Origin of the sequence: Providencia sp. CIM-Carb-044 (assembly GCF_033901115.1) — a bacterium.
GTDB classification, from domain to species: Bacteria; Pseudomonadota; Gammaproteobacteria; order Enterobacterales; family Enterobacteriaceae; genus Providencia; species Providencia hangzhouensis.
In genome coordinates, this window is the sequence record NZ_JAXADV010000004.1 from 72,351 (window position 1) to 97,162 (window position 24,812).

Consider the following 24,812-nt stretch of genomic DNA (forward strand, 5'->3'; position numbering starts at 1 on the left):
AAAGCTCAGTTTATTTATTGAGATTGACTCAATAAAATTATTCTTCCCACCAAACATCAAACAGCTCAGAAACAACGACGTCATTCATGCCTTTTGATTTTAGCCAATTTTCAACAATTTGACGGTGCTCTTCGGTACATTTGCCAATTTTTTGTAAGCAAACAATCCCTTCCCAGTTCATATAGCCACTTGCTTCAAACGCCAAACCATTCGGTTCAATCGCTTCTGCAATCAGTTGGTCAACGGTGCTGTCAACTTCCTCAATCGGCGTACCTTCTTTAAAGCTCCACTTAACAGTAAAACCTAACTCTTGGAACTCATCCAAGCGTAATTTTTTACGTAAACGACGACTACGTGGTTGTTTAGCCATTATTTGATCCTCTCAAACATTAAATCCCATACACCGTGCCCTAACCGCTGGCCGCGCTTTTCAAATTTTGTTTCTGGTCTTGTTTCTGGACGAGGAACGTAATCACCTGATGGTGATAAGTTTTTATACCCTTCGACACTCGTCATCACTTCAAGCATGTGCTCTGCATAAGGCTGCCAATCTGTTGCCATATGGAAAACACCGCCGATAGCTAGTTTGCTACGAATTTTTTCTGCAAACGGAACTTGCACAATACGGCGCTTATTATGTTTCGCTTTATGCCATGGGTCAGGGAAAAATAACTGAACCATCGCAAGGCTACCGTTTGGGATCATGCAGTCTAAAACTTCTATTGCATCATGGCACATCACCCGTAAATTGGTGACGTTTTCTTCTTTTGCTGATGCTAAACATGCGCCAACACCGGGAGCATGAACTTCAATACCTAAAAAGTTTTTATCTGCATTCTGAGATGCCATGGTCACCAATGAGGCGCCCATCCCAAACCCAATTTCCAAGGTAACTGGATTTGAGTTATTGAATACTTTGGCAAAATCAAAAGGTTCATTGATAAAATCGATGCCTTTTTCTGCCCATTCTTTTTCTAATGCGTCTTCCTGACGTTTTGTCAGACGCCCTTGACGGCGGACAAAACTACGGACTCGGCGCATAACCCGCCCATCTTCATTATATTCGGGGGAGATAACATTATTGATCATAATAAAGGTTCTAAAATGAGTGCCCAATTAAGTTAATGTGCCAACAATCAAGTTTATAAGGTGATTGGTTACCAAACCTATCAATTTACAGCCCTAAATGCCCAAGTTGTAGTGATTAACTTTACCCTTGAGGCATGATGGATATCGGAGTTTAGCAAAACTTCCACAAGGATGCAGTTGATAATTCGCTAACTTTACACTAAACAACACAATAGCGGTTTACAGCCCCCTTCGTCTATGTTGCAATTCCTACCATGACTGGAAATATCAATAAAAAATAAAATTATTAATGGAAGCTCAACAATTTTCATCTGCAGTACTTAACTGGTATCACAAATATGGTCGTAAGACGTTGCCATGGCAACAGGAAAAATCGTCCTACCATGTTTGGTTATCAGAAGTTATGCTGCAACAAACCCAAGTGAGTACTGTAATCCCTTATTTTGAGAAGTTTATCTCTCGCTTTGAAGATGTGAGCGCCCTTGCCAACGCTCCTCTTGATGAAGTTTTGCACTTATGGACAGGGCTCGGCTATTACGCCCGGGCTAGAAATCTCCATAAAGCCGCTCAAGTGATCGCGACTCAATATGGGGGCTCATTTCCCACTACATTTGATGAGGTTTTAGCGCTGCCTGGGGTTGGCCGGTCCACTGCTGGGGCAATTTTATCATTATCGCAAAAACAGCATTACCCTATCCTCGATGGTAATGTTAAACGCGTATTAGCTCGAGCTTATGCGGTTGATGGCTGGCCGGGTAAAAAAGAAGTCGAAAACCGTTTGTGGGAAATCAGCACGGATGTCACCCCACAAGTGGGAGTTGAATTTTTTAACCAAGCGATGATGGATTTAGGCGCAATGATCTGCACTCGCAGTAAACCAAAATGCGAACTATGCCCGCTTAATTTTGGCTGTATGGCCTATGCTAATCATTCATGGCAAAACTACCCAGGTAAAAAACCAAAACAGAAAATCCCTGAAAAGAGTGCTTGGTTTCTAATTATTCAGCACGACGATGATGTGTGGTTAGAACAACGCCCACCATCCGGTATTTGGGGGGGATTATTTGCCTTTCCACAGTTTGATTCTTTAGAGCAACTCAATGATTGGCTGAACGAATCTGGCTTTGAGTATACTCAATTAGAGCAATTAATTTCTTTCCGTCACACATTTAGCCATTTTCATTTAGATATTATCCCTGTAAAAGTTAAGATTCAGGCATTTAATTCTGCCATGGATGAAGGCAAAGGACTCTGGTATAACTTACACTTAGGCGCAACTATCGGCCTTGCTGCCCCAGTTGAAAGTTTACTAAAACAGCTCGCCTTACTACCTGATATTTGAGGAAAAATTAATGAGTAGAACCATTTTTTGTACATTTTTACAACGTGATGCAGATGGGCAAGATTTTCAGCTTTACCCAGGTGAGTTAGGAAAACGTATTTTTAACGAGATTTCAAAAGAGGCGTGGAGCCAGTGGATGGCAAAGCAAACCATGCTCATTAATGAAAAGAAACTTAATACGATGAACCCTGATGACCGTAAAATGTTAGAACAAGAAATGATTAAGTTCTTGTTTGAAGGCCACGATATCCATATTGATGGCTATACACCTGAAAAATAATCTGTTTGTCTACCTACTTAGTAGGTAGACTTTTGCCCCAAGACTGTGAATCGTATGAAAAAACTATTTGCGCTGAGTTTGTTGATCCCTCTAATTATTTCTTGTTCTAGCAAGCAAAAATCTGACTTTAACCCTGATTATGTCAAAGATACCAATGGGTTCGATATATTAATGGGTCAATTTGCCCACAATATTGAAAATATTTGGGGCATTAAAGAAGTATTAATTGCGGGTCCAAAAGACTACGTAAAATATACCGATGAATACCGAACTCGTAGCCATATTAATTTTGATGCAGGGACCATTACGGTTGAGACTATTTCAGCGGTAGAGCCTTCACAGCACTTAAAGAAAGCTATTGTCACCACCTTATTAATGGGGGACGACCCCAATTCCATTGACCTCTATTCTGATATCAATGATATTCCTCACAGCAAAGAACCCTTTTTATTTGGCCAAGTGCTCGATAACACAGGAGAAGCGATTCGTTGGGAATGGAGAGCCACAAAGTTTGCTGATTATCTGATTGAAAATAAAATGCAGCGCAGACAGTCTGGTATGAATATTGTTTGGTCCGTGACTATGCAATTAGTACCAAACCATTTAGATAAACGGGCTCATAAATATTTACCTTATATTAAGAAATCTGCGGCCAAATATGGTGTTGATGAGTCATTAATCCTCGCGATTATGCAAATTGAGTCGAGTTTCAACCCTTATGCAGTTAGCCGCTCTGATGCGCTTGGTTTAATGCAAATTATGCCAAATACCGCCGGCAAAGATGTTTTCCGCTCACAAGGGAAATCTGGTGTTCCTAGCCGTAGCTATTTGTTTGACCCAGAAAAAAATATTGATACGGGTACGGCTTACTTAGCTATATTGCAGAACAGCTACTTAGGCGATATTCGTAATCAAACCTCACGCCGTTATGCTGTTATTACCGCATATAATGGCGGCGCAGGCAGCGTTCTGCGGGTGTTCCACAGCGATAAAAAGCAAGCCGCGCAGCGTATTAATAATTTAGAACCGGGTGAAGTGTATGAAACCTTGTCCACTAAGCACCCTGCTGCAGAGTCACGTAATTACCTGATTAAAGTGAACAAAGCACAGAAAAATTATCTACGTTAAAATTTTCCAATAGTGAATGCCAGCCAAAATCTGATTTAAGGCTGGTATTAGTCATTAACCTTAATAATTTTATGTGTTTTCGATTAAAAACTAGCTAACATGTTGAAAAAAAGCGCATACAGTCAAAAGTTTATTGAAAGCGCCTTGACTCAACCAATGAAATCAGGTTTAATACGCTCCGTTGCCCGGATAGCTCAGTCGGTAGAGCAGGGGATTGAAAATCCCCGTGTCCTTGGTTCGATTCCGAGTCCGGGCACCACTTCTTTAAAGAACCCGCCCAAAAGGCGGGTTTTTGCTTTGTATCTACTTGAAGTCAGCACTCGCCCAATGTTTCAACTTAACTAAATTCAACTCGAACCTACCCGTATCAACCTTACTGTGCGGGTAAAACATGCCGTTTTTTATAAGCAGCCCTGAGGTTTTCCATAGCATGATCCAGTACATCCCGTGGAGACGCAACATTTAGTCTCATATGTTGTTCCCCCCCGGGACCGTATTGCTTTCCTGGGGAGAGCCCCAATCCCGCATCTCTGGTAAAAAAGGTCGCTAGTTGTTCATCATCCATACCTAATTTTTCAGCGTTCAAAAATAATAAATAAGAAGCTCCTCCATGTACAACAGAGAGGTCTGGACAATGTTTTTCTATTGTTGCTTTTACAAATGCTATATTATCTGCCAGATACCCCAGTAATTTCTGATACCATTCTTCACAATGAATGAATGATGAAAAAATAACTGCCTGTTGAAGATAATTTGTCTCAGCAAGATGACATTGATCAAGAAAACCAAATACCTTTTCACGTAATTGTGGGTTCTTAATAATCATGAACCCACCCTGCACCCCCGGTACATTGAATGTTTTTCCGGGAGAGTGCAAGACTATCGACTGGCTAACCATGTCATCATCTAAGTTAAAAAAAGGTATATGTGATGTTTTAGAAAATATTAAATCACTATGTACTTCATCCGATATTACGATAACGTTTTCTTCATGGCAGTAACGCTTTATTTTTGAAAGTGTCTCTTTGCTCCATAAGACTCCACCAGGATTATGAGGAGAGACGAATAAAAATAATCTAGATTTTTTTAATTTGTCTCTAAAATCAATCCAGTTAATCTCATAAGAACCCTGACTTTCAATCAACTGGGACTGTATAAGAGTACGCTCACACCCTGGCACTAATTCTCGATATGGGTCGTATATCGGTGTCAAGGTCAGAATATTATCCCCCGGTTGAGATAGAGCAAGCAAAGATAAAACAACTGATTTTATTACTCCCGGAATAAAATGTATCCACTCCTCTTTAATCTGGCAATCATACCGCTTTTTATACCAGTAAATTATAGCCTCTTTCCAACCAGGGTAGTCCATATTATATCCCTGAATTGACTGTGAAAGAACGGATTTCATCTCTGACAAAATAGCATCGGGAGTACTAAAATCCATATCCGCAATCCATAAAGGTATAACGGTATCTGTCCCAAACATTTGTTTCATTTGCCCAGTTTTGCGGGATATAGGATCTCTGGAAATAGCTTGATCAAATAAAGACATATTTTGTACACCATTGTCTCGATATTAAATTAAATTTTCTGTAGCTCAGGATGCAGCCAGATATTCGGGGTCGTCATCTTTATCGTAAGGAGCAATACCAATACCTGTAGCGGCCCATAACAGAGCAAAAAATACACCGCTGTAACACAGAATTGCCCAAGGAAGATAATCGAGAGTTGCAACACCCAGCATCGTGGCACAATACACCCCAGAAGCTGACCATGGAATTATAGGCTCAACTACCGTACCTGCATCCTCTGTGGTTCTGGAAAGATTTTTAGTAGCCAGCCCTCTCCTTTTATATTCATCTTTAAATGCATCCCCGCATAGTAACAATGGTAATGTGCCATTTGCAGTACAAGCGCATATAGTAAAAGCACTCAGAATCGTTGTAAGTATTAGTCTGAAGGTAGATTTCACCCCTTCAGTCATTCTATGAATAACCGTATGTAAAGAGCCTGTTGCACTCATAGCACCAGCAAAACTGAACGCACTAAATACGGTAACGAAACTGCTAAACATGGAGATTGCCCCACCTCGCTCTAGTAAGCGTGGCATATCTGAAGATAATGCCGAAATATTCACGCCATCAGCCATACTTAACCTAAAGCCACTTACTACAGACTCTCCTACAGAAGCAGGAGTAAATGACTGGAAAACAAGTGCTAAAATGACTGAAACTAACGTTGATAAAAAAAGCATTGGAATGGGCGGTTTCTTGCTCAAAGAGCCGTATAGTACAATGATAGGTGGCAAAATAAGCAAAACATTAAAATTATATACTTTAGCAATAGACGTCATCAGTATGGCAATACTGTCCGGTGTTGTCGCTGAGGCATCAATACTTAAACCCATATAAGTATATACGACACAGCACAAAATAAATCCGGGACCAGTTGTCCAAAGCAGATGGCCTATATGTGAATATAAATTCACACCTGCTGCTAAAGCTGCCATATTTGTCGAATCGGAAACAGGAGAAAGCTTATCTCCAAACCAGCAACCAGAAACAATGGCTCCAGCGGCAATAGCTAAGGGAATATTCAATCCGATAGCAACTCCTATCATTGCAATTCCTATTGTTCCTATTGATCCCCATGACGTTCCCGTACAAACAGAAATAAGAGCTCCAAGAAAGAATGCCGAAATATAAAAATACTGCGGATTTATAATCTTAAGGCCATAATATATCATCATAGGAATAGTGCCAGATACCATCCATGCACCAATAAGAAAACCAATACTAGCTACAATTAAGATAACGGGTAAGGCCTCTGATATTTTCAAACAAATAGATTTCAAAATATCATCCCACGTATAACCATGGGCAATAGCAACAAAAGAAGCTGTCGCTGTTCCTAAAAGGATCATGGGTTCAGCGCGTATATTAAATACAAAATATCCAATACTAATTGCAGCTAACATAATAAGCATAGGGAACAGTGACCAGAAGAAAGAAGGTCGCTGCTTACCTGGATGTGGAATGTTTTTCATTTTATATATCCCTGATTTTTATATTATGGAACAGGCTTATATTTCATTATTATTTACACTTACTTATTTATATGTTTAATACCTTTCCCTGGTGAGGAAACATGTAGACTATGTTCATGACTCAACCTTCGGTACTCTTTAGGAGGTATACCAACATGGTTTTTGAAAATACTGTAGAATCGGCTGCTAGATGTAAAACCAGCCAGCATGGCGATATCCATAATCGGTTTATCAGTATCGCTTAGCAGTGCTCGGACATGGTTAATACGTAGTGACATGATGTATTGCTTTATCGACATCTGCATAGACTTCTTAAAAATACCCATGGCGTAGTGAGTATTTAATTTCACATGTTCAGCGATATCATTAACAGTAAGGTGTTGATCACTATTTACGGCAATAAATTCAAGCATCTGACTGACATAAAACTGCGCGTGACGAGAGGTAGAATTCTGGGTTGAAGAAGATGTTTTATGTGCAGATACAGGGGACCATCCCAACATACTAAAGCGCTTAAGCATCAGAGCAACTTCATCAATTGCCAATTGTCGAATATGTGGATTAGGACTGTTGAGTTCATTCTGCCAGCGCTGAACCTCAATAATGCTCAACGGCTGTACGCTCAAAGATTGTATCACCCTCCCGTGCGTAACATGATTTATTAACTCCCGTTCCAAAGGCCACGATAAAAACAAATGCATAGGTAGGTTTATAATAGCCATTTGCTGGCAGTACCCCGGATCTATTAACTGATGGGGAGTGCATGCCCAGAATAATGTCACATGCCCCTGCTGGAACTGCACGGTCTCATTATTTATCAGGTAATTAACATTACCATCGAATGGAATATTTATTTCTACCTGTCCATGCCAGTGACTGTAAGACATTGCTAGAGGCGCCCGGAGTTCTATGTCCATTCTTTGCGACTCTGAATATAGAGCCAGTGGGCTTTTGGTCTGCTTATCATAACTACGGCACATATATGGATCATTCGGTAACCGTGGATAGTTTTTATCTGCCATAGCACTTACTCCGAGCCAACTGATTGAAAAGGTATCTACTGCATTTGTATCTTAGCGTAGATACTTCCCAAATTTACCTACATTTCATTGGATTTAATCCCATAAAGTCAGATTACGATGTAGCAGATCATCAATCTGACTTTATGGGAATAATCTTTTGTAAGTTTACATTCCATGTTAAGCAGTAACTTTTGTTAAGCTTCATCCTATACCTCTCAGTTGAAAGCCTAAATTGGTGGCCTATAAAACTGTATTGCGCCAGATTATCCAATCGTTCAGCTATTTGAGAGAGCTTTTCTGGCATCAGTTGTTGGGGACAGAGCATCAATGAAAGCTAGTAGAGAAAATGCTAGCGCCAGTAATGCGCCAAATACTACAAAATAAGGCCTGTGGTGCAGCCACGATATTATATGTAGCGCCCTAAAAAATTAGAAAAAATGGGAACAAAGCTGCTTAATTACTGAACTTATCAAAAGTTCAACTGGTCATCAGAACTTGATAGAAGGAGCTAGTTAATGATTGGCTCTTCCTCTGTTGAGGTTGGTAATACATAATTGATTCATTTTCAAGCACCACACAGTGCTTTTATGGTGTATCTATTTTAATAAGAGAGAACTCCTTATGAGCGTACCCCAAACAAAAGCTGAACTACTTTTAGCTATTAATAAAAATTTCAGTAAATTAATTAGTTACCTTAATGCAATCCCGCCAGAAGTTATCTCAGATCACTCAATGGATGGGCATGCCAAAGAAACGGAAATGAGTGTTCGTGATCTTGTTTCGTATTTGCTCGGATGGAATTCTCTTGTTGTAAAATGGATCACCTCTGATGCCAAAGGTCTGCCAGTCGATTTTCCAGACACTGGTTTTAAATGGAACCAGCTAGGTCTTCTTGCCCAAAAATTTTATTCAGATTACAGTGAGTTAAATTATAACTCGTTAGTAGCTGAACTTCAGACTGTAAAAAATGAAATTGTGAAGCTTATTGATGAGCTAACTGATGATGTTTTATATGGTAAACCATGGTACTCAAAATGGACAATGGGCCGGATGATCTCATTTAATACTTCTTCGCCTTACGCTAACGCTAATGGAAGATTAAAAAAGTGGGCAAAAAATAATAATATCAATTTAAAATAAGCGTCAGCGTCAAATTATATGGACGAAAATTCGCTCTATCCCCACGTATTTTTCAGATGAAAAACCAAAAACTAGGAAAAATTAAAGTTCGTATGCTATTTACTCATGAAAAAGGTGTACCTTTACTTATTGAGTATCTAAAAAACCATAAGGACTTAATTGAGAATCTCACTATCAGAGATATCAAGAAAGAGCGCGTCGAGGTAAATTTAAAGCTATTAGTACGCCAAAAAATCACTTTACCTGAATTTTACTGTTCTTTAAAACAGTTGGAATATGTGCATTCTGTTTCTCTAGATCATTAATTTTCTCACTTTTAAGGTGTTATATTTCCGCTAAATAAAAGGCGAATTACTTAAATAACCTGCTTATATTCGCAGGTTATTTACTTATAAATTACCTTTCCCCACTATAAATTCCGTAAATCCTCTGGAATATTTTTTTTCAAAATACGCCAAAAATCCTCTGCAGTTTTATTTAGTCGTGTATCCATGCGGTAAATATACGCTTGGATAGGTATCGTTAATTCAGGTGTATCCAAACAAACGAGTTTTTTTTCTTTCAATTCATTCACTACAGAATAAATGGGTAACCATGCTATACCATGGCCATCCAAAGCCATATTTTTTAGTAACTCACTCATTGATGACATAAAAAGTGTTTTTGAATTGATCGCACCAAACTCACTTAACCGACGATTAACTAATCTTCCCATATATGAAGCACTGGTGTAATTCAACAATGGCACTTGAGGTTGATAGATATCAAATAGCGGCTTACCCTGCTCATCCGCTGCACAAATTGGGTATAATTCAGATTCAAATACATTCAATGAGGAAAATGGTGATTGCATTAAATCTTCATCATAAAATGAGATAATAAAATCACTTTTCCCTTCTCTCAATGTGTTCACAACTTGTACGACATCAATAGCCTCAACATGGTAAACAAATTCTCCACCGTAACCAGACAGCCCGTGAACTAATTTTGGGAGCAATGTTAACGACAACGAATGAGCAGCAGCAATTTTAATATTCGGTAGGCTCAATACATTATGGCCGGATAATTCATTTAAGTTACATTCCAGTTGTTGTAATAAACTACGCGCTTGAGAATGAAAAATTTTGCCCTCTTCAGACAACTGTAAAGGGGACGTCGTTCTATCAAATAATTCAACGCCAATGGCTTCCTCTAAAGCTTTAATACGACGGCTAAATGCGGGCTGAGAAATACTTCGCTGTTCTGCTGCATGAGAAAAATGTCGGCACGATTCTAGTGTTAAAAAATCATATAGCCATTTTGTTTCTATATTTTTCATCTTATTAAGCCTTAAATTGACTTGCTGTTAAAATATAAAAAATCAAAAGTATTTTTATTGATATTTTAAGTTAATGACTGGTTAAATAATCAAACTAAATTTGTAGTGGCGTTATTTGTATTATGCATAGCCCTACCATTTAAAACATTAACAAAAATCAAAAATTAATTTCATTTGATTTTTTTAATCCATAGAGCCCAGTCTATTCAGGCTTTCAGAGCCATTTATAAAAATGCTTTTATTTTGAATAAAAACTCTTAATGCATATCTTGCATCAAACCATACTTACTTGCATTTCTCATTTTAGATAAACATTGATAAATATTAACCACAGGCTAGGCAGTTATAAATAAGTTAATAATCATTTTAACATTAAAGTATATGTTAAATAAATTAATAAAGATAAGTGCTTATTGTTTTTTATTTTATAAAAAGACTAATGAAATGCAGGGGTATTAAAATGAAAGGCTTAATTGGTGTATTAGGTGGTATGGGGCCTGCCGCTACTGTCGATTTATTTAATAAATTCGTAAATTATACCGTGGTAAATAGAGACCAAGAGCATATTCCTTTAATTATATCATCTATTCCTGATATACCAGACCGAACGGACGCACTATTAAACCATGGTGAATCTCCTCTACCTTTAATGACTGACTATTTGAGAAAGCTAGAAAATGCAGGTGCCGAATGCATTGTTATACCTTGTAATACCGCACATTTTTGGTTTAGTGAACTGAAAGAGGTTTGCCACGTCGATATGCTAAGTATCGTTGAAACGACAATGAAAGAGGTACTAGCAACTAAGAAAAAAAATATCGGATTACTTGCAACAAATGCCACCATGTATATGGGGTTATACCAAAAAAATATAGAGAGAAATTATTTAAATTGCATTACTCCTGATAAAAAAAGCCAAGAAAATGTAATGGAAAGCATTTATTTATTAAAGTCAGGAAATAAAAAGATGGCTGAGTCCATTATGAAAAAACAAGCTGAGATATTATTTTCTCGAGGAGCTGAAGTTATTGTTCTTGGCTGTACTGAAGTCCCCGTCATTCTTGCAAATGAAATAAATAATTATCCAGATAAATATATCGACTCAACCAGCTCATTAGTCAGAGCAAGTATTCACTGGTATGAAAACAGAGTCGGAAAACAAAATTTAATGATAAATAAAAATATTTAACTTATATCAATTATCAAAAATTAATTTTTCAATATTACTAATGACAATATATTGTCTATTGGAGACGATTATGGTTTGGCTAGAAATCATTGTTGTATTAGGTGCAATATTCTTTGGCATTCGCATGGGCGGAATAGGTATAGGACTCTGTGGTGGATTAGGATTAACTGTATTAACCATCGGGTTTGGTTTACCCATTGGATCACCCCCTGTTGATGTTATTTTAATTATTATGACGGTCGTGGTAGCAGCTTCTGCATTACAAGCTGCTGGTGGGATGGATTATCTAGTACGCCTAGCCAGTAAATTTATGCGTAAAAATCCTAAGTATTTAAATATAATCGCACCAATCACCACTTGGGTGATGACTATCATGGCTGGTACAGGTTTCATTGTGTTTTCTATGCTGCCTGTGATAGCGGAAATTGCGAAAGATTCGGGTATCCGGCCATCAAGAACATTAGCAGGCTCAGTGGTTGCCTCACAAATTGCTATTTCTGGCTCTCCAATCAGTGCAGCAATGGCTGCGATGTTGACAATTATGGAAGGTAACGGCATCACTTTTATCGTTGTCATGTCAGTATGTTTACCCGCCTCTTTTGTTGCTGCTATGGTTGCTGCCTTTATTGCATCGCGTCAAGGCTGCGAACTTGAAAACGATGAGGTCTATTTAGAACGTTTACAAAAAGGCTTAGTGCATAAGTACGAAGAGAAAAAAGGCGAGAGCACAACGAGAGAAAAATTCTCTGTTGTTCTATTCATTATTGCCACTATTGCTATCGTGATCCTCGCTGCATTCCCACAATTACGTCCTGGTTTTGATATCGGTAAGCCGATGGGAACACGAGATATCATCATCATTTGTATGCTAAGTGCAGCATGTTTGATGGTAGTTTTCTGTAAAACATCACCGGATTCCATTGTACTAGCACCAACATTCCGCTCAGGAATGAGTTCTCTTGCGGTGATCCTCGGAATCGTGACATTAGGCACTACTTTTGTTGATGCCCATATGGACCAAATTAAGGCCATCGCAGGAGATGTGTTATCTGCATATCCTATTTTATTGGCTTTAGTTCTGTTCTTAACCTGTGCCTTGCTATATTCACAAGGTGCCACAACACCGTTAATTATTCCATTAGCCATTGCCTTAGATGTTCCGACATGGGCAATATTGGCCTCTTTTGTCGCCGTCACCGGGGTATTTGTCTTACCCACTTACCCAACATCATTAGCAGCCATTGAATTCGACTCTACAGGGTCTACTCGGGTTGGAAAATATATTTTAAATCACCCTTTTATGCTACCAGGGCTAGGTGGAATTATTGCAGGTGTCGCCTTCGGTTTTATCATTGCACCAATGATTGTCTAACACTAGGATGTGAGGTCTCCTCACCCCTTTAGAATATAACGAAATGATTTTATTGACAAAATGAAGTTAAACTTTGGCTCTATTTAGCTTTATACTTTGCTTAATTGGCAAAATACAATTACAAGGTATAAAGCTATTTTTTTAATACCTATAGATATATCTGCAAAGAAAATATTATAGCAACGTATCAAAATGACTCATTACTCTATTTAATTTTTTAAATTAAATTTTATAAATTAAAAATAATGTCCTGTTAACCACTCAATATCTCTTTATTAAATGTAGTTTAAATTTGTTTTCATTCAAAAGTGTGAGCTGAAATGTTTTTGCATGAAATATTCACTTCTGAAAATAGTTAAAATAATTATACTCGGCTTCATATTCATTTCTTAAAAAAACAGAGTAAGGAATGAATTAAGATTTTTATTATGATTTTCATCATGTTACAAAGTCAGTTTCGGCAGTCTCATTTCCCAATGAAAGTACTCAATTAAGTGACTAAAATTAGGGCTTAAATCACAAATTTTAGTTTTTAAGATACTTACTTTCAAAAATGACGACGTCGTCATATTAAAAAAAATTTATTTTATCTATAACATTAAACAACCATTTTTCTTACATACATATCAATATTGATAGTTAAGCGTTAAAAAACTAAAGCAAATGCGTTATAAAAAAACGCTTAATGTTGACGTCAACATTAGGGTTAACAACTAGAAAGAGGTCTTAGAACATGAGTAACCTACCTGAAAAAATGAAAGCAGTTGTTTGTCATGGCCCACATGATTATCGCTTTGAAAATATTAAAAGACCAACGCCAGGATTTAGAGAAGTTGTCATCAAAGTTGATGGGTGCGGGATCTGTGCTGGCGACTGTAAAGCCAACGATGGTGCTCAAATGTTTTGGGGAGATGACCCATGGATCAAAGCCCCAGTAGTTCCTGGCCATGAGTTTTATGGCCGCGTTGCAGAGCTCGGTGAAGGCTCCGCTGAAAAATTCAAACTGAAAATCGGCGACCGCATCTTAGCAGAACAGATAGTCCCTTGCTGGGAGTGCCGTTTCTGTAAGTCTGGCAAATACTGGATGTGTGAAACCCATGATATTTACGGTTTCCAAAAAGAAGTTGCCGACGGTGGTATGGCTGAATATATGCGTTTTTCAGAACGCGCCATTATTCATAAAATCCCTGATGAACTATCTGATAAAGATGCCGCATTAATTGAGCCAATGGCTTGTGCTATCCACACTGTACGCCGTGGTGATATTGATTTAAATGACGTCGTCGTCATTGCAGGTGCAGGCCCACTAGGGCTGTGCATGATCCAAGTCGCAAAATTAAAAACGCCGAAAAAATTGGTTGTCATTGATGCGATTGATGAGCGCCTTGAATTAGCAAAAAAATTTGGTGCAGATGTCGTTATCAATCCACTGAAAGAAGATGCGATTAAATTAGTCAAAGATATGACTGAAGGCTATGGCTGTGACGTTTATATTGAAGCAACGGGTGCACCAATCGGTGTTACTCAAGGGCTAGAAATGATCCGCAAACTTGGCCGTTTCGTGGAATTCAGCGTGTTTGGTAAAGAAACAACAGTTGACTGGTCAATCATTGGTGACCGCAAAGAACTCGATATCCGCGGTGCTCACTTAGGGCCATATAGTTATGAAGTCGCTATTGACCTATTTAGCCGTGGCTTAGTTAGTGCTGATGATATCGTTACTCACTTCTATTCCATCGATGATTGGGAAGAAGCCTTTGTCATGGCGAAATCGGCAGACTCAATTAAAGTCGTCATCAAGCCATAAACATGTTTTAACTGGCAGTAATAATTGATAATTCAAATAAACACTAAATAAGTAAAAACCCTACATATAATTAAACGCTCTTTTAGGAGAACATCTTATGCTGAGTAAATTTAAAAAGTTAGCTGTCGCTGCAAGTGTACTGACTTTAGGTATGGCATTTAACGCTACCGCTAAGCCAGTTTCAGTGGGCATGTCATTTCAAGAATTAAACAATGAATATTTTGTCACCATGAAGGAAGCCTTAGAGAGCGCAACGGGTGATATGGGCGCACAACTATACATTTCTGATGCGGCTCATGATGTATCAAAACAAACCAGTGATATCGAAGATATGTTACAGAAAAAAATCGATATTCTGTTAATAAACCCGGCAGATAGCGTTGGTGCGGAAACGGCTGTACTGGCAGCGAAAAAAGCGGGAGTTGTAGTTATCGCCATTGATGCTCAAGCAAATGGCCCAATTGACTCTTTTGTTGGTTCTAAAAACTATGATGCTGGCTTAATGGCAGGTAAACGTTTAGGTGAAGCATTAGGCGGCAAAGGCGAAGTGGCAATTTTAGATGGTATTCCTGTTGTGCCAATTCTTGAGCGTGTTCGTGGTTTTGAAGCAGCGATGAAAGAATATCCAAATATCAAAATCGTAACTAAATTGAACGGTAAACAAGAACGTGATACTGCAATGAACGTTACAGAAAATATGTTGCAAGCAAACCCAACGCTAAATGGGATTTTCAGTGTTAACGATGTCGGTTCTTTAGGTGCGTTAGCAGCGATTGAGTCCTCTGGTCGTGATGTCAAATTAGTGAGTGTTGACGGTTCTCCTGAAGCGGTTGCTGAAATTGCCAAAGGTAACTCTCCATTTATTGCTACTTCAGCGCAATTCCCTCGTGACCAAGTTCGTATTGGTTTAGCTATGGGCTTAGCAAAATACTGGGGTGCCAATGTCCCTAAAGAAGTCCCAATTGATGTTAAATTGATCGACAAAACCAATGCTAAAGATTTTCACTGGTAATAGTTAGTTATCAATAACCAATGTATTGCACCTGTATTTCTGATGTTCGGTGCAATACATTTTCATAAATATTAATTATTAAATGCATATTGGAATAAAAATTCCAAATGGCTTTGTTACCCATTTTTAGGCAGTTGAGAAATATAGGGAAGCAATATGATGCAATTATTAGCATTAAAAGATGTCAGTAAAACTTTCCCTGGGGTTAAGGCGTTAGATAATATTAATCTCTCCCTAGAAAAAGGGGAGGTTCACGCATTATTAGGTGAAAACGGCGCAGGTAAATCAACGCTAATGAAAGTGTTATGTGGAATACATAAACCTGATAGCGGACAAATTCTGATTGAAGGCAAAGAACACACCTTTCATAACTACAGAGATGCCATTAAAGCTGGCGTAGGTATTATTTTCCAAGAATTTTCTCTTATTCCTTATTTAAACGCTTTTGAAAATATATTTTTAAATCGAGAGTTAAAAAATAAGTTTGGTTTATTAGATAGAAAATTAATGCGAAAAAAATCGCAGGAAATCCTAGCTGAGCTGGGTGTAAACATCAATATTGATGAACCTATTAGCCATTTAAGTATCGCAGAGCAACAGTTTGTTGAAATCGCAAAGGCTCTGTCTTTGGATGCTAAAATTTTAGTGTTAGATGAGCCAACTGCGACATTAACCCCCAATGAAGCAAACCATTTATTCGATGTAATGCGTGATTTAAAAGCTAAAGGGGTTGGAATGTTTTTTATTTCCCACCATCTAGAAGAAATTTATGAAATCTGTGACACCATCAGTGTACTACGTGACGGACAATATATAGGGTCGCGTAAGGTCGATGAAACAGATTTAGACGTTATTATCGAAATGATGGTTGGTCGTGAAGTTGAGAATATTTATCCTCATAAACGCCAATTCAACGAGCAAGAAGTCATCTTAGATGCAGAAGTTCAGCGTTTCTCATATAGCCCAACTAACCACCTTCAATTAAAGAGAGGTGAAATTTTAGGGCTTGCGGGGTTGGTGGGATCGGGTCGCACAGAAACTATTCTTGCCATGATCGGTGCTGATAAAGCATATAAGAAGAAAGTTATTTTAGAAGGCAAAGAAGTTAAAGTTAAATCGGCTGCGGCTGCATTGCAATTAGGTATCGGTTTATTACCAGAAAGCCGAAAAACTCAAGGCCTTGTATTGCCCTTTTCCGTTAAAGAAAATATATGGTTAAACAATCATGCTCAAAAATTATTTTTAATTCAAAATAAAAAAGAACTCACTTTATCTATTGATTTAATTTCCCAAGTAAAAGTTAAAACACCAGAACCTCACACCGCGGTTTCTACTTTAAGTGGTGGAAATCAGCAAAAGGTTGTTATTGCTCGCTGGCTAAATAAACAAGCCAAAATTCTTATTTTCGACGAACCCACCCGAGGTATTGATGTTGGGGCAAAATCAGAAATTTATCAGTTAATGCGCTCTCTAACTGAAAAAGGAATTTCCATTATTATGATTTCATCGGAGCTACCAGAAGTTATTGGTGTCAGTGATAGAGTTTTGGTTTTTCGAGATGGTGAAATTGCTGCTGAGTTAACTGGAGACGAAATAAACTCAACTCAGATCATGGTACATGCGGCCGGCAATATTATATAGGATAACGACTATGTCTAATCAAAGTGCAATTCCATTAACTAAAAATAAATTTAGTTTTTCTAAGCTAACAAAAATACCTGCATTTTTACCACTTGTTGGTTTAATTCTTTTATTTGTCTGCATGTCCATTTTTAATGAACATTTTTTAACTGTAAATAACCTTTCGACCATTGCTCGTCAGGTTTCTATTAATGCCATCATCGCTATTGGTATGACATTTGCTATCTTAACAGGTGGAATTGACTTGTCCGTTGGTGCTGTTATGGCGCTTTCTGGAACCTTGATGGCTGGCTTAATGAAATATTATGGAATGGACCCTTACGCCGCAATTGCTCTGGGCTTATTATCCGGTGTTGCTTTTGGCTTCATTAATGGAATTTTAGCCGCTTATGGTAAAATGCCACCAATCATTGTCACTTTAGGCGCCATGATTATTGCTAAAGGGCTAGCCTTAATTTATACCGGTGGCTACCCAGTGTCAGGGTTACCTCAAGAATTTGCTTTTTGGGGACGCGAAGAATTAATGGGAATTCAAGTTCCTATTTTATTAATGCTTGGCCTTTATCTTATTTTCTATGTTGTACTAAATCATGTCTCTTTTGGCCGTTATATTTACGCCATTGGCGGTAATGAAGAAGCTGCACGCCTGAGTGGTATCCGCGTTGAACGTTATAAAATGTTAGTTTACGTCATTAGCGGTTTTACTGCTGCATTCGCTGGGTTAATATTTACCTCTCGAGTAATGAGTGGGCAACCCAATGCAGGGGTAGGATTTGAGTTAGATGCTATTGCTGCGGTCGTACTCGGCGGCGCTTCAATTGCAGGAGGCCGTGGTATGATCATTGGCACACTGATTGGCGCAATGATCTTAGGCGTACTTAATAATGGTTTAAATTTATTAGGTATTTCACCTTATGTTCAATATATTGTAAAAGGTTTAATTATTTGGGGCGCTACCTTAATTAGCTCAATGAAACGCTAAATTAATAATACCTCATCGCCATTAAGATAGGCAGGTATCATTACCTGCCTATCTATAATTGCCATACTTCAAGTTGCATGGGTGTTGACTGTGTTCATATATGACTCGAATTCTTTAGAGTATATAAATCATAACGGATTTTCTTTCTAACTCTTATTAATAAACAACAAGTTTCCCATCAACAAATATTTGTTTTGTTTTATGATCTTTATGTGAATCTCGCTCTATTTCAGAAAACAATAACTCAGTTGTTAATTCACCAAGATATACTGAATCGTGGTGTACACCAGAAATAGATAAATGGTAAGTATCTGCATAGGGTGGTAAATCTACAGAAAAATAACGGCAAGAAAGGCCTAGCTCTAAAATAATTTTATACATCCCTGCCGTGATAATTCCATTCAACCCAACAATATACATATTTGGTGTATAAAGCTCTTGAACTTTTTTTCTTAGATAATCTTCATCATTCTTATTAAACATATAACTGCTGTATAAGACATTAATATTTTTTCTATTTGGAAAATTTTCATATATACCCGCTAAACGAGACAAACTAATTTCAGATCCTTCTGGCCCTGAAACAATCAGTGTGTTTTCACTATTCTGCTGGTTAAGAAATTTTCCTGTTAAAGCGCCAATTTCAAAGTTTTTCAAAAACAGCCCTGAATACTTATTTTGATAACCATAAATTGAACGGTCAACAAAAACTAAAGGCACATTATGTTGATCAATTAATGATAAGTAACTTGGTTGATAGTCTTTATCATCACGAACTGGCGATAGTAGGATCCCACTCGCTTTGTAGCTGACTAATGTTTCGATTGCTGTTTTTTCTGCTTTTTCATCACTATCTGAATCAAAAATCATGACTTGATAGCCTTTTTCTTTCGCTAAGCGTGAGACTGTTTGAATCAGTACGATATAAAATGGGTTAAATGTGCTATCAGTAACCACACCTATTATGCGGCTATTTTTGTTTTTCAGATTACGTGCAAAAAGATTTGGCACATAATTGAGCTCTTGTGCTATCGCTAATATTTTATCTCGAGTTTCCTTCTTTACCATCTCAGGATGATTAAATGCTCTAGAGACTGTAATATCAGTTACATTAGCACGTTTAGCTATATCAATTATCGTTGTTGAACTATCTTGTTTTGTCATAATTATACTAGTCAACCTTTAATGATTACCCAGAAGAGTATATTAGCAATCCATTTCACTATTATCAGGGTAGAAAAATGCGATGGTTCATTATACCTTTTTGAGCTTGAAGATAAATCAAATTTACTTTTTTAAAGAAGAATAAATGATTGAACATTTAAAATAGTGACACACTGCATGAATTATAAAAATTTATTTAATAAGTGATATTTAAAACCTATTTCAAATGACATTAAATTCAATCAATACTGATGAAATCAACCCTAAGGCAACAAAGATAACAGCACTTGAAAATAGTATTTGAATGGCTTTATTAGAAATATAATGCATTATTAATCGACCAATTAATAAGCCAACAACACATGAAGCAATGAAAACGATGCTAATTTCTTTAGGATATTGAAACCCATTCCAGACATTAATAAAAATACTAATACTACCAATACAGAAGATAACCATTAATGATGTTGCGATAATACTCTTCATATTCAAATTAGTGAATTTTCGCAATGCAGGAACAATAATAAAACCACCACCGACACCTAACATGCCAGTAAGTAATCCTGTAATGACACCAATTCCCCCAAAGATTAACGCTGTTTTAGTGTTCCAAATAAATTTCCCAGTTTCTGTATTAATTAAACAATGTGGATCATTTTGCTCATCACCCCGATTGAAAAATATACGTCCCCCGACATAAAGCATAACAAGGCTAAAAATAAGCGTTAACCAAACTGGAGGAACAATATGGGCAAGGTAAATACCATACTTAGCAGAAGGAATACTCAATAGCGCTATCCAAATAGCTGCTTTATAGCGAATATTCTTTTTTATAAGCCCTTGAATAACACTAATAAAAGCCGCTATTGTAATAGCTAAAAGCCCTACAGGTGCTGCTAATGCTACACTCCAATTTTGGCTTGCCATTAAAGCAGGAACAGCAAGAATTCCACCTCCCGCTCCCGTTAAACCTAGTAGACAGCCTATCAATAGCCCTTCTAATATCAGTATTAACATTATGAATGTCTTATCATTATTATTAAATATATTCGCTGAATATTAACGCTTACCGAGCGTTTTCTCCAATACCATTAATGCCCTATTAAATGGTACTTCTCCTGCAATAATATCGATTAACCGAGTATCTTGGAAAACCGCAATTGTCGGCACTGATTTTATACCATATCGAGGAGCTAAAGTGGGCGATTGAGCAATATCAACAATACCAAAATCGATGTTATTTTCTTGAAAACACTCAGAAAGCTTAGTAAAAATAGGATACATATTTTTACACGGTAAACACCAAGAAGCCGAAAAATAAACAACTACAGTTTGTTGCTCATCTTGCTCTAGGGGGTAAAGTGTACTCGAGAAATTATCACTATCTAATGATAAAATATTCGACATTATATGCTACCTTTTGTGATTTTTTCCTAAACTAACATATTGGAACAATACACTAGATAATAAGTCACCTTTTGTCCATTAATTATTTAGTATTATTTGGCATTTGATTACTTTCATTTAAGAACAATAAACCAATTTAACATTTTATCACAATAAAGCATAAAAATATGATTCATAATAAATAGTAAAAACAAACTCGCTATATTAACTTTAAAAAATCATACGATATATAAACCACTTTTAGCTTTTTATTATACATTGGATTTTTATTCCTGAATATTATCAGCATTGATGAGCCTAGATTATTTAAAGATGTTTATTATTAAATAATAAACTATATTTTTACTCTTATTCATTATTAGCTTTTCAATTTTAACCCATTTAGATGGGTATCCGTTTCTGTTCTTTTTCTTTATCAAAAATCATATTCAGCTTCTCATGGGCATTGTCTGTATATCGACTTAAATCAGTAACATCTTGTTTCTGATTTGCCTTATCGCAAATAACAATCTCACCTTCCGATACCGCTGTATGAGTGGTGTTGCTGGCTTTGCCTGCATTGATGCCAGTTTGTTTATCCACCGATTGGTAATCGCTGTGCATCTCGGTTTTGCTGGCATTGAGACTCAGTGAACCACCGCCCGCTTGGCTACCATAGGGAGACAAAAGGTAAGCAAAATCGATCTATAGCTAAAATTACGTTTTAAAATCATTAGAATTATTAATTGTATTGGTTTGAGATAAAGTAATATACGAAACATCACACACCTTAAGTCAAATTACAATCACACTCATTTAAGCTTTTTTATAACTCATCTAACTTCATATATTATGATTATAATTTAACATAAAAATATTTTTTGTAATAAACAATATAAAACGGTAGCAATTTAAATAAATTATTTGAGTTCAATGCGATTTTTTATAAAACTTACCTTTATTTGTATCAAAAACACAAATAAAGCCCATTAACTAGTTGAATAAAATAAAGTCTTAAGAAAAAACACCCGTTAAATGTATAAGTAATTATTATATTTCAATTCTGAATCGACAATAGATAACAAGGCAAAAATTAATTTGCTCTTGTTATCTATTTTGACGAGAGAAAAATAATTAGCTATTGCTAATATTAAGCTTCAACGCAGCTGCAATAGCGAGAGGAGAAAAAGTAATACTGGCGGCAAATAACGCGGCAAGAATGGCAAAATAACCATCGAGAGGCATTTTAAAACTGTGGGCTTCCATCGTACCTGTTGCATAAATCAGCACAGGAATATATAGCGGTAAAACAAGCAAGCTCACCAAGACACCGCCTTTTTTTAAGGAAACGGTTAATGCTGCACCAATCGCCCCAATAAAACTCAATACAGGTGTGCCCAATAATAATGTCCCTGCTAATACAAATAGTGTGTCTGCGCTAAAAGACAACATTAATGCCGCAACAGGGGATAACAAGATCAAGGGCAGCCCTGTGACTAACCAATGGGCAATCACCTTCGCAAATACAGTGATAAATAAAGGATGCGGTGCGAGTAACAGTTGCTCAAGGGAGCCATCAAGGTAGTCATCCTTAAATAAACGCTCTAGTGATAATAGTGAAGACAAAATGGCCGCAACCCAAAACACCCCAACCGCAATGCGCGCTAATAATTGAGGTTCAGGACCAATACTCAAGGGAAATAGTGTGATAACAATTAAGAAAAACCATAGCGGATTAACGAGCTCAGAAAAACCTCGGAACGCAATTTTAAGCTCTCTTTTAATTAATAACCAAAACATGATTCAACCCCGCCCGTCAGTTTTAGTGAACCAAATTGCCCTGACATCGCTTGGTGGGAGGTAAACAAAATAATCCCCCCTTGCTCTGCATGCTGATGAAAACGTTCTGTTAAACGAGCAACCCCCGCCACGTCAATTGCGGTAAAAGGCTCATCAAGTATCCACAGAGGGGCTTCGCTTAGCCATAACCTCGCTAAATTAACACGCCGTTGTTGCCCAGCAGAAAGTTGGCTAACAGGAATATCTTCATAACCAATTAACGAAACTTCCTCTAAAGCAGACCAAATACGCTCACCTTCATGCCCTTTATGGTGCATTTGGTAATAAAATTTGAGGTTTTCATAAGGTGTTAATAATGATTTAACCGCTGGTTTGTGGCCTAAATAAAGTAAATGACGAGTAAATTCTTCTTTTAGTTTATCAATCGATTGATTATTCCAACAGACCGCCCCTTCATCAGGTTTTAATAACCCAGCCATCATTCGTAGCAAGGTCGTTTTTCCTGCTCCATTTGGCCCTTCAACTTGCAAGATTTCACTAGGTTGCACTATAAAATCAAGTTGATGGAATAACACCCTATTTTGCCGATGGCAACTCACTTGTTGAGCACTTAGCATGAAGCACAATTCCCGTTATTTTTATTTTAAGGTTAGCTTTTTGCAACTTTGTTCAACAGCATATCACTAATAGAGTCGCTCGATATTGCTTCACCGCAAAGCACTTGCATCAAAACCTCTGAACCTAGCGTAGATAATGAAAACAACATATCAGGTTTAAGTAAGCGAACTTTATCCATATTGCTTTCTTGGTTAATTAGCACCACTGTTTTTACCGAGCTACCTTCCCCTGCTTGCTCTTTCACTCCCAATAAAGCGAAAGTACTGAGCGAATCGCTATCTGTCATCACTAACACACACTTTGCGTGTTTAACATTAGCAGCGGCGAGCAATTCGGAACTGGTTGGGTCACCGGTCACAATATTATCTTTTTCGGGATAATGACTGCGATGGTTCTCTTGGCAAATCACAGCCACCGGCAGCTCTCGTTTTTTCAGCCCTTGATAGACATTGACAGCCATTGGTGTGCTACCAATCACCACATAATGATTTTTCATATAAGAAAACCTCTTACGCACAATTTCTTTCGTACCTTTCGCTAACACCCCAACAATATAAACCACTGAAGTGGTAAAAATTGTAATTCCTAAAATAATCACCGTCACCGTGAATACACGCGCATCCACTGTAACCGGAACAATGTCACCAAACCCGACCGTTGTCATGCAAACTAAAGCAAAATAAAAGGCCGTTGTGCCGTCTTTAACCACTGGTGAAAATTCATCACCAATATATAAAGTACCAAAAATAGAATACAGCAATAATGCAATAATACAGGTTATTGCCACAAACCCGGCACTGGTTAAGCTATGGTGATGATACAACTTCCAAAAAAGGCACAAAGCAACCAATAAAAAGAGGGAAAAATAACCTTGATGTATGTTTTCTTGTGTTAACCGCAGGTCAACAAATGAAATAATCCCAAGTAAAAATAAGGAGAACACCCAAGCAATACGGGCTCCGTTAACCATAAATAGCGATAGGAAAATCAGTGAAATTCCCAATAAAAAACGAGGAATATCCAGTAACTTCATAAAGCCGAGTGATTTTAACCACTGTGTTAGCCCTGACTCGCGCCAATCAATGTAGTCGGTATAAGCACTTAATACAGGCTTTAAAATCATTGCGCCATCAATAATAATTAGCAATGAAAGCAACACCCTGATTGATAGGGGTGATTTTAAAAAAGCCACAAATGAATTATCTAACATGTATTGCTCTCACCCTTCATTGATGCATTCGTCAAATTTTCTTATATACCATAAATATATCAAAGGATAGTACCAATGGCGTAAAGACGATGACAAATGCTAATTGGACATTTTACTATTTTAACAATGGCTAGCAAAACATCGTCTATAATTGAATATCACGATAGCTGCCCAATTCCAAGCGAACAAAACGGCTTTTAAAAAACACTAGTAAACAAACGGTTATATGATTATTAAGGAAATATTATTTATAGATAATATAT

At 37.4% G+C, this 24,812-nt stretch carries 24 protein-coding genes and 1 tRNA gene; 12 read left to right on the forward strand and 13 right to left on the reverse strand.

Translation table 11 applies throughout. The annotated features are described in order from the left end of the window. Positions 1–37 precede the first annotated feature (37 nt). Together SJ312_RS09805 and trmB are read right to left on the reverse strand one after the other, a co-directional pair. On the reverse strand, positions 38–370 hold the full coding sequence (locus tag SJ312_RS09805; RefSeq protein ID WP_004264672.1) for a YggL family protein: 333 nt from the start codon (positions 368–370) through the stop codon (positions 38–40). Beyond that, positions 370–1,089, reverse strand: a complete 720-nt coding sequence (gene trmB, locus SJ312_RS09810) for a tRNA (guanosine(46)-N7)-methyltransferase TrmB (protein ID WP_004264669.1) — start codon at positions 1,087–1,089, stop codon at positions 370–372. Before trmB ends, SJ312_RS09805 begins: the two co-directional genes overlap by 1 nt. A gap of 289 nt (positions 1,090–1,378) precedes the next feature. On the opposite strand from trmB, the gene mutY reads away from it, so the two are divergent. The 4 genes from mutY (at position 1,379) to SJ312_RS09830 (ending at position 4,098) form a co-directional block, all read left to right on the forward strand. Beyond that, positions 1,379–2,431, forward strand: a complete 1,053-nt coding sequence (mutY, locus tag SJ312_RS09815; protein WP_110592329.1) for an A/G-specific adenine glycosylase — start codon at positions 1,379–1,381, stop codon at positions 2,429–2,431. Between the two features lie 10 nt (positions 2,432–2,441). After that, the gene (locus tag SJ312_RS09820) at positions 2,442–2,711 is read left to right on the forward strand and encodes an oxidative damage protection protein (RefSeq protein ID WP_042848738.1); all 270 of its coding nucleotides are present in this window, start codon (positions 2,442–2,444) and stop codon (positions 2,709–2,711) included. Positions 2,712–2,765: 54 nt separating this feature from the next. Next, complete coding sequence (gene mltC, locus SJ312_RS09825; protein ID WP_004264664.1) at positions 2,766–3,839, forward strand: membrane-bound lytic murein transglycosylase MltC; 1,074 nt, start codon at positions 2,766–2,768, stop codon at positions 3,837–3,839. A gap of 183 nt (positions 3,840–4,022) precedes the next feature. Then, positions 4,023–4,098 (forward strand) — tRNA-Phe (locus SJ312_RS09830). Positions 4,099–4,212: 114 nt separating this feature from the next. Here SJ312_RS09830 and SJ312_RS09835 read toward each other — a convergent pair. Genes SJ312_RS09835 through melR form a run of 3 tightly spaced genes read right to left on the reverse strand, consistent with a single transcriptional unit; the run spans position 4,213 to position 7,910 of the window. Then, positions 4,213–5,394, reverse strand: coding sequence for a MalY/PatB family protein (locus SJ312_RS09835; RefSeq protein ID WP_110592357.1), 1,182 nt, complete (start codon positions 5,392–5,394; stop codon positions 4,213–4,215). A gap of 45 nt (positions 5,395–5,439) precedes the next feature. After that, on the reverse strand, positions 5,440–6,888 hold the full coding sequence (gene nhaC, locus SJ312_RS09840) for a Na+/H+ antiporter NhaC (protein ID WP_110592358.1): 1,449 nt from the start codon (positions 6,886–6,888) through the stop codon (positions 5,440–5,442). Positions 6,889–6,947: 59 nt separating this feature from the next. Then, entirely contained in the window at positions 6,948–7,910 is a 963-nt protein-coding gene (gene melR, locus SJ312_RS09845; protein WP_110592359.1) for a transcriptional regulator MelR, read from the reverse strand. 621 nt (positions 7,911–8,531) lie between these two features. Here melR and SJ312_RS09850 point away from each other — a divergent pair. Both SJ312_RS09850 and SJ312_RS09855 read left to right on the forward strand, forming a co-directional pair. Next, on the forward strand, positions 8,532–9,050 hold the full coding sequence (locus tag SJ312_RS09850; RefSeq protein ID WP_319867566.1) for a ClbS/DfsB family four-helix bundle protein: 519 nt from the start codon (positions 8,532–8,534) through the stop codon (positions 9,048–9,050). A gap of 56 nt (positions 9,051–9,106) precedes the next feature. Then, positions 9,107–9,355, forward strand: coding sequence for a hypothetical protein (locus SJ312_RS09855; protein WP_240704980.1), 249 nt, complete (start codon positions 9,107–9,109; stop codon positions 9,353–9,355). Positions 9,356–9,459: 104 nt separating this feature from the next. On the opposite strand, the gene hypT is transcribed toward SJ312_RS09855, so the two are convergent. Continuing rightward, positions 9,460–10,368: a hypochlorite stress DNA-binding transcriptional regulator HypT gene (gene hypT / locus SJ312_RS09860; RefSeq protein WP_004905229.1), complete on the reverse strand. Its 909-nt coding sequence runs from the start codon at positions 10,366–10,368 to the stop codon at positions 9,460–9,462. Positions 10,369–10,828: 460 nt separating this feature from the next. Here hypT and SJ312_RS09865 point away from each other — a divergent pair, with 460 nt between their 5' ends. The 6 genes from SJ312_RS09865 to SJ312_RS09890 all read left to right on the forward strand — a co-directional run bounded on the left by SJ312_RS09865 (position 10,829) and on the right by SJ312_RS09890 (position 18,371). Then, positions 10,829–11,557 (forward strand): aspartate/glutamate racemase family protein, encoded by a 729-nt coding sequence (locus SJ312_RS09865; protein WP_110592361.1) that lies wholly within the window; start codon positions 10,829–10,831, stop codon positions 11,555–11,557. Positions 11,558–11,627: 70 nt separating this feature from the next. Continuing rightward, positions 11,628–12,929 carry an anaerobic C4-dicarboxylate transporter gene (locus tag SJ312_RS09870; protein ID WP_110592362.1) on the forward strand — a complete coding sequence of 434 codons (1,302 nt, stop codon included), beginning with the start codon at positions 11,628–11,630 and terminating at the stop codon, positions 12,927–12,929. A 733-nt stretch (positions 12,930–13,662) separates the two neighbouring features. Continuing rightward, positions 13,663–14,736: an erythritol/L-threitol dehydrogenase gene (locus SJ312_RS09875; protein WP_004905239.1), complete on the forward strand. Its 1,074-nt coding sequence runs from the start codon at positions 13,663–13,665 to the stop codon at positions 14,734–14,736. Between the two features lie 151 nt (positions 14,737–14,887). Then, entirely contained in the window at positions 14,888–15,748 is an 861-nt protein-coding gene (locus tag SJ312_RS09880; RefSeq protein WP_370661211.1) for an ABC transporter substrate-binding protein, read from the forward strand. A 156-nt stretch (positions 15,749–15,904) separates the two neighbouring features. After that, a complete protein-coding gene (locus tag SJ312_RS09885; protein WP_094963062.1) occupies positions 15,905–17,389 on the forward strand; it encodes a sugar ABC transporter ATP-binding protein in 1,485 nt (494 codons plus the stop codon). Positions 17,390–17,399: 10 nt separating this feature from the next. Further along, positions 17,400–18,371 (forward strand): ABC transporter permease, encoded by a 972-nt coding sequence (locus SJ312_RS09890; protein WP_004905244.1) that lies wholly within the window; start codon positions 17,400–17,402, stop codon positions 18,369–18,371. A 156-nt stretch (positions 18,372–18,527) separates the two neighbouring features. Here SJ312_RS09890 and SJ312_RS09895 read toward each other — a convergent pair whose 3' ends face one another. The 7 genes from SJ312_RS09895 to SJ312_RS09925 form a co-directional block, all read right to left on the reverse strand. Next, on the reverse strand, positions 18,528–19,535 hold the full coding sequence (locus tag SJ312_RS09895; protein WP_004905247.1) for a LacI family DNA-binding transcriptional regulator: 1,008 nt from the start codon (positions 19,533–19,535) through the stop codon (positions 18,528–18,530). Between the two features lie 222 nt (positions 19,536–19,757). Further along, a complete protein-coding gene (locus SJ312_RS09900; RefSeq protein ID WP_319867568.1) occupies positions 19,758–20,552 on the reverse strand; it encodes a sulfite exporter TauE/SafE family protein in 795 nt (264 codons plus the stop codon). Between the two features lie 42 nt (positions 20,553–20,594). Then, the gene (locus tag SJ312_RS09905; protein ID WP_096864752.1) at positions 20,595–20,942 is read right to left on the reverse strand and encodes a thioredoxin family protein; all 348 of its coding nucleotides are present in this window, start codon (positions 20,940–20,942) and stop codon (positions 20,595–20,597) included. Positions 20,943–21,323: 381 nt separating this feature from the next. Next, entirely contained in the window at positions 21,324–21,608 is a 285-nt protein-coding gene (locus tag SJ312_RS09910; protein WP_004905253.1) for a hypothetical protein, read from the reverse strand. 447 nt (positions 21,609–22,055) lie between these two features. Next, positions 22,056–22,721, reverse strand: a complete 666-nt coding sequence (ccmB, locus tag SJ312_RS09915; RefSeq protein ID WP_004905254.1) for a heme exporter protein CcmB — start codon at positions 22,719–22,721, stop codon at positions 22,056–22,058. Next, positions 22,706–23,338, reverse strand: a complete 633-nt coding sequence (ccmA, locus tag SJ312_RS09920) for a cytochrome c biogenesis heme-transporting ATPase CcmA (protein ID WP_004914240.1) — start codon at positions 23,336–23,338, stop codon at positions 22,706–22,708. The genes ccmB and ccmA overlap by 16 nt, the downstream gene beginning before the upstream one ends. A 32-nt stretch (positions 23,339–23,370) precedes the next feature. Then, positions 23,371–24,549, reverse strand: coding sequence for an ion channel (locus SJ312_RS09925; RefSeq protein ID WP_096864750.1), 1,179 nt, complete (start codon positions 24,547–24,549; stop codon positions 23,371–23,373). Positions 24,550–24,812: the final 263 nt, after the last annotated feature.

Bases quoted from the DNA above. Each gene is read 5' to 3' on its own strand.
- nhaC (WP_110592358.1), bottom strand. From the start codon at position 6,888: ATGAAAAACATTCCACATCCAGGTAAGCAGCGACCTTCTTTCTTCTGG.
- SJ312_RS09905 (WP_096864752.1), bottom strand. From the start codon at position 20,942: ATGTCGAATATTTTATCATTAGATAGTGATAATTTCTCGAGTACACTT.
- SJ312_RS09875 (WP_004905239.1), top strand. From the start codon at position 13,663: ATGAGTAACCTACCTGAAAAAATGAAAGCAGTTGTTTGTCATGGCCCA.
- ccmB (WP_004905254.1), bottom strand. From the start codon at position 22,721: ATGTTTTGGTTATTAATTAAAAGAGAGCTTAAAATTGCGTTCCGAGGT.
- melR (WP_110592359.1), bottom strand. From the start codon at position 7,910: ATGGCAGATAAAAACTATCCACGGTTACCGAATGATCCATATATGTGC.
- SJ312_RS09925 (WP_096864750.1), bottom strand. From the start codon at position 24,549: ATGTTAGATAATTCATTTGTGGCTTTTTTAAAATCACCCCTATCAATC.
- mutY (WP_110592329.1), top strand. From the start codon at position 1,379: ATGGAAGCTCAACAATTTTCATCTGCAGTACTTAACTGGTATCACAAA.
- trmB (WP_004264669.1), bottom strand. From the start codon at position 1,089: ATGATCAATAATGTTATCTCCCCCGAATATAATGAAGATGGGCGGGTT.
- SJ312_RS09820 (WP_042848738.1), top strand. From the start codon at position 2,442: ATGAGTAGAACCATTTTTTGTACATTTTTACAACGTGATGCAGATGGG.
- SJ312_RS09805 (WP_004264672.1), bottom strand. From the start codon at position 370: ATGGCTAAACAACCACGTAGTCGTCGTTTACGTAAAAAATTACGCTTG.
- SJ312_RS09885 (WP_094963062.1), top strand. From the start codon at position 15,905: ATGATGCAATTATTAGCATTAAAAGATGTCAGTAAAACTTTCCCTGGG.
- mltC (WP_004264664.1), top strand. From the start codon at position 2,766: ATGAAAAAACTATTTGCGCTGAGTTTGTTGATCCCTCTAATTATTTCT.
- SJ312_RS09880 (WP_370661211.1), top strand. From the start codon at position 14,888: ATGGCATTTAACGCTACCGCTAAGCCAGTTTCAGTGGGCATGTCATTT.
- SJ312_RS09855 (WP_240704980.1), top strand. From the start codon at position 9,107: ATGAAAAACCAAAAACTAGGAAAAATTAAAGTTCGTATGCTATTTACT.
- hypT (WP_004905229.1), bottom strand. From the start codon at position 10,368: ATGAAAAATATAGAAACAAAATGGCTATATGATTTTTTAACACTAGAA.
- ccmA (WP_004914240.1), bottom strand. From the start codon at position 23,338: ATGCTAAGTGCTCAACAAGTGAGTTGCCATCGGCAAAATAGGGTGTTA.
- SJ312_RS09900 (WP_319867568.1), bottom strand. From the start codon at position 20,552: ATGTTAATACTGATATTAGAAGGGCTATTGATAGGCTGTCTACTAGGT.
- SJ312_RS09850 (WP_319867566.1), top strand. From the start codon at position 8,532: ATGAGCGTACCCCAAACAAAAGCTGAACTACTTTTAGCTATTAATAAA.
- SJ312_RS09835 (WP_110592357.1), bottom strand. From the start codon at position 5,394: ATGTCTTTATTTGATCAAGCTATTTCCAGAGATCCTATATCCCGCAAA.
- SJ312_RS09895 (WP_004905247.1), bottom strand. From the start codon at position 19,535: ATGACAAAACAAGATAGTTCAACAACGATAATTGATATAGCTAAACGT.
- SJ312_RS09890 (WP_004905244.1), top strand. From the start codon at position 17,400: ATGTCTAATCAAAGTGCAATTCCATTAACTAAAAATAAATTTAGTTTT.
- SJ312_RS09865 (WP_110592361.1), top strand. From the start codon at position 10,829: ATGAAAGGCTTAATTGGTGTATTAGGTGGTATGGGGCCTGCCGCTACT.
- SJ312_RS09870 (WP_110592362.1), top strand. From the start codon at position 11,628: ATGGTTTGGCTAGAAATCATTGTTGTATTAGGTGCAATATTCTTTGGC.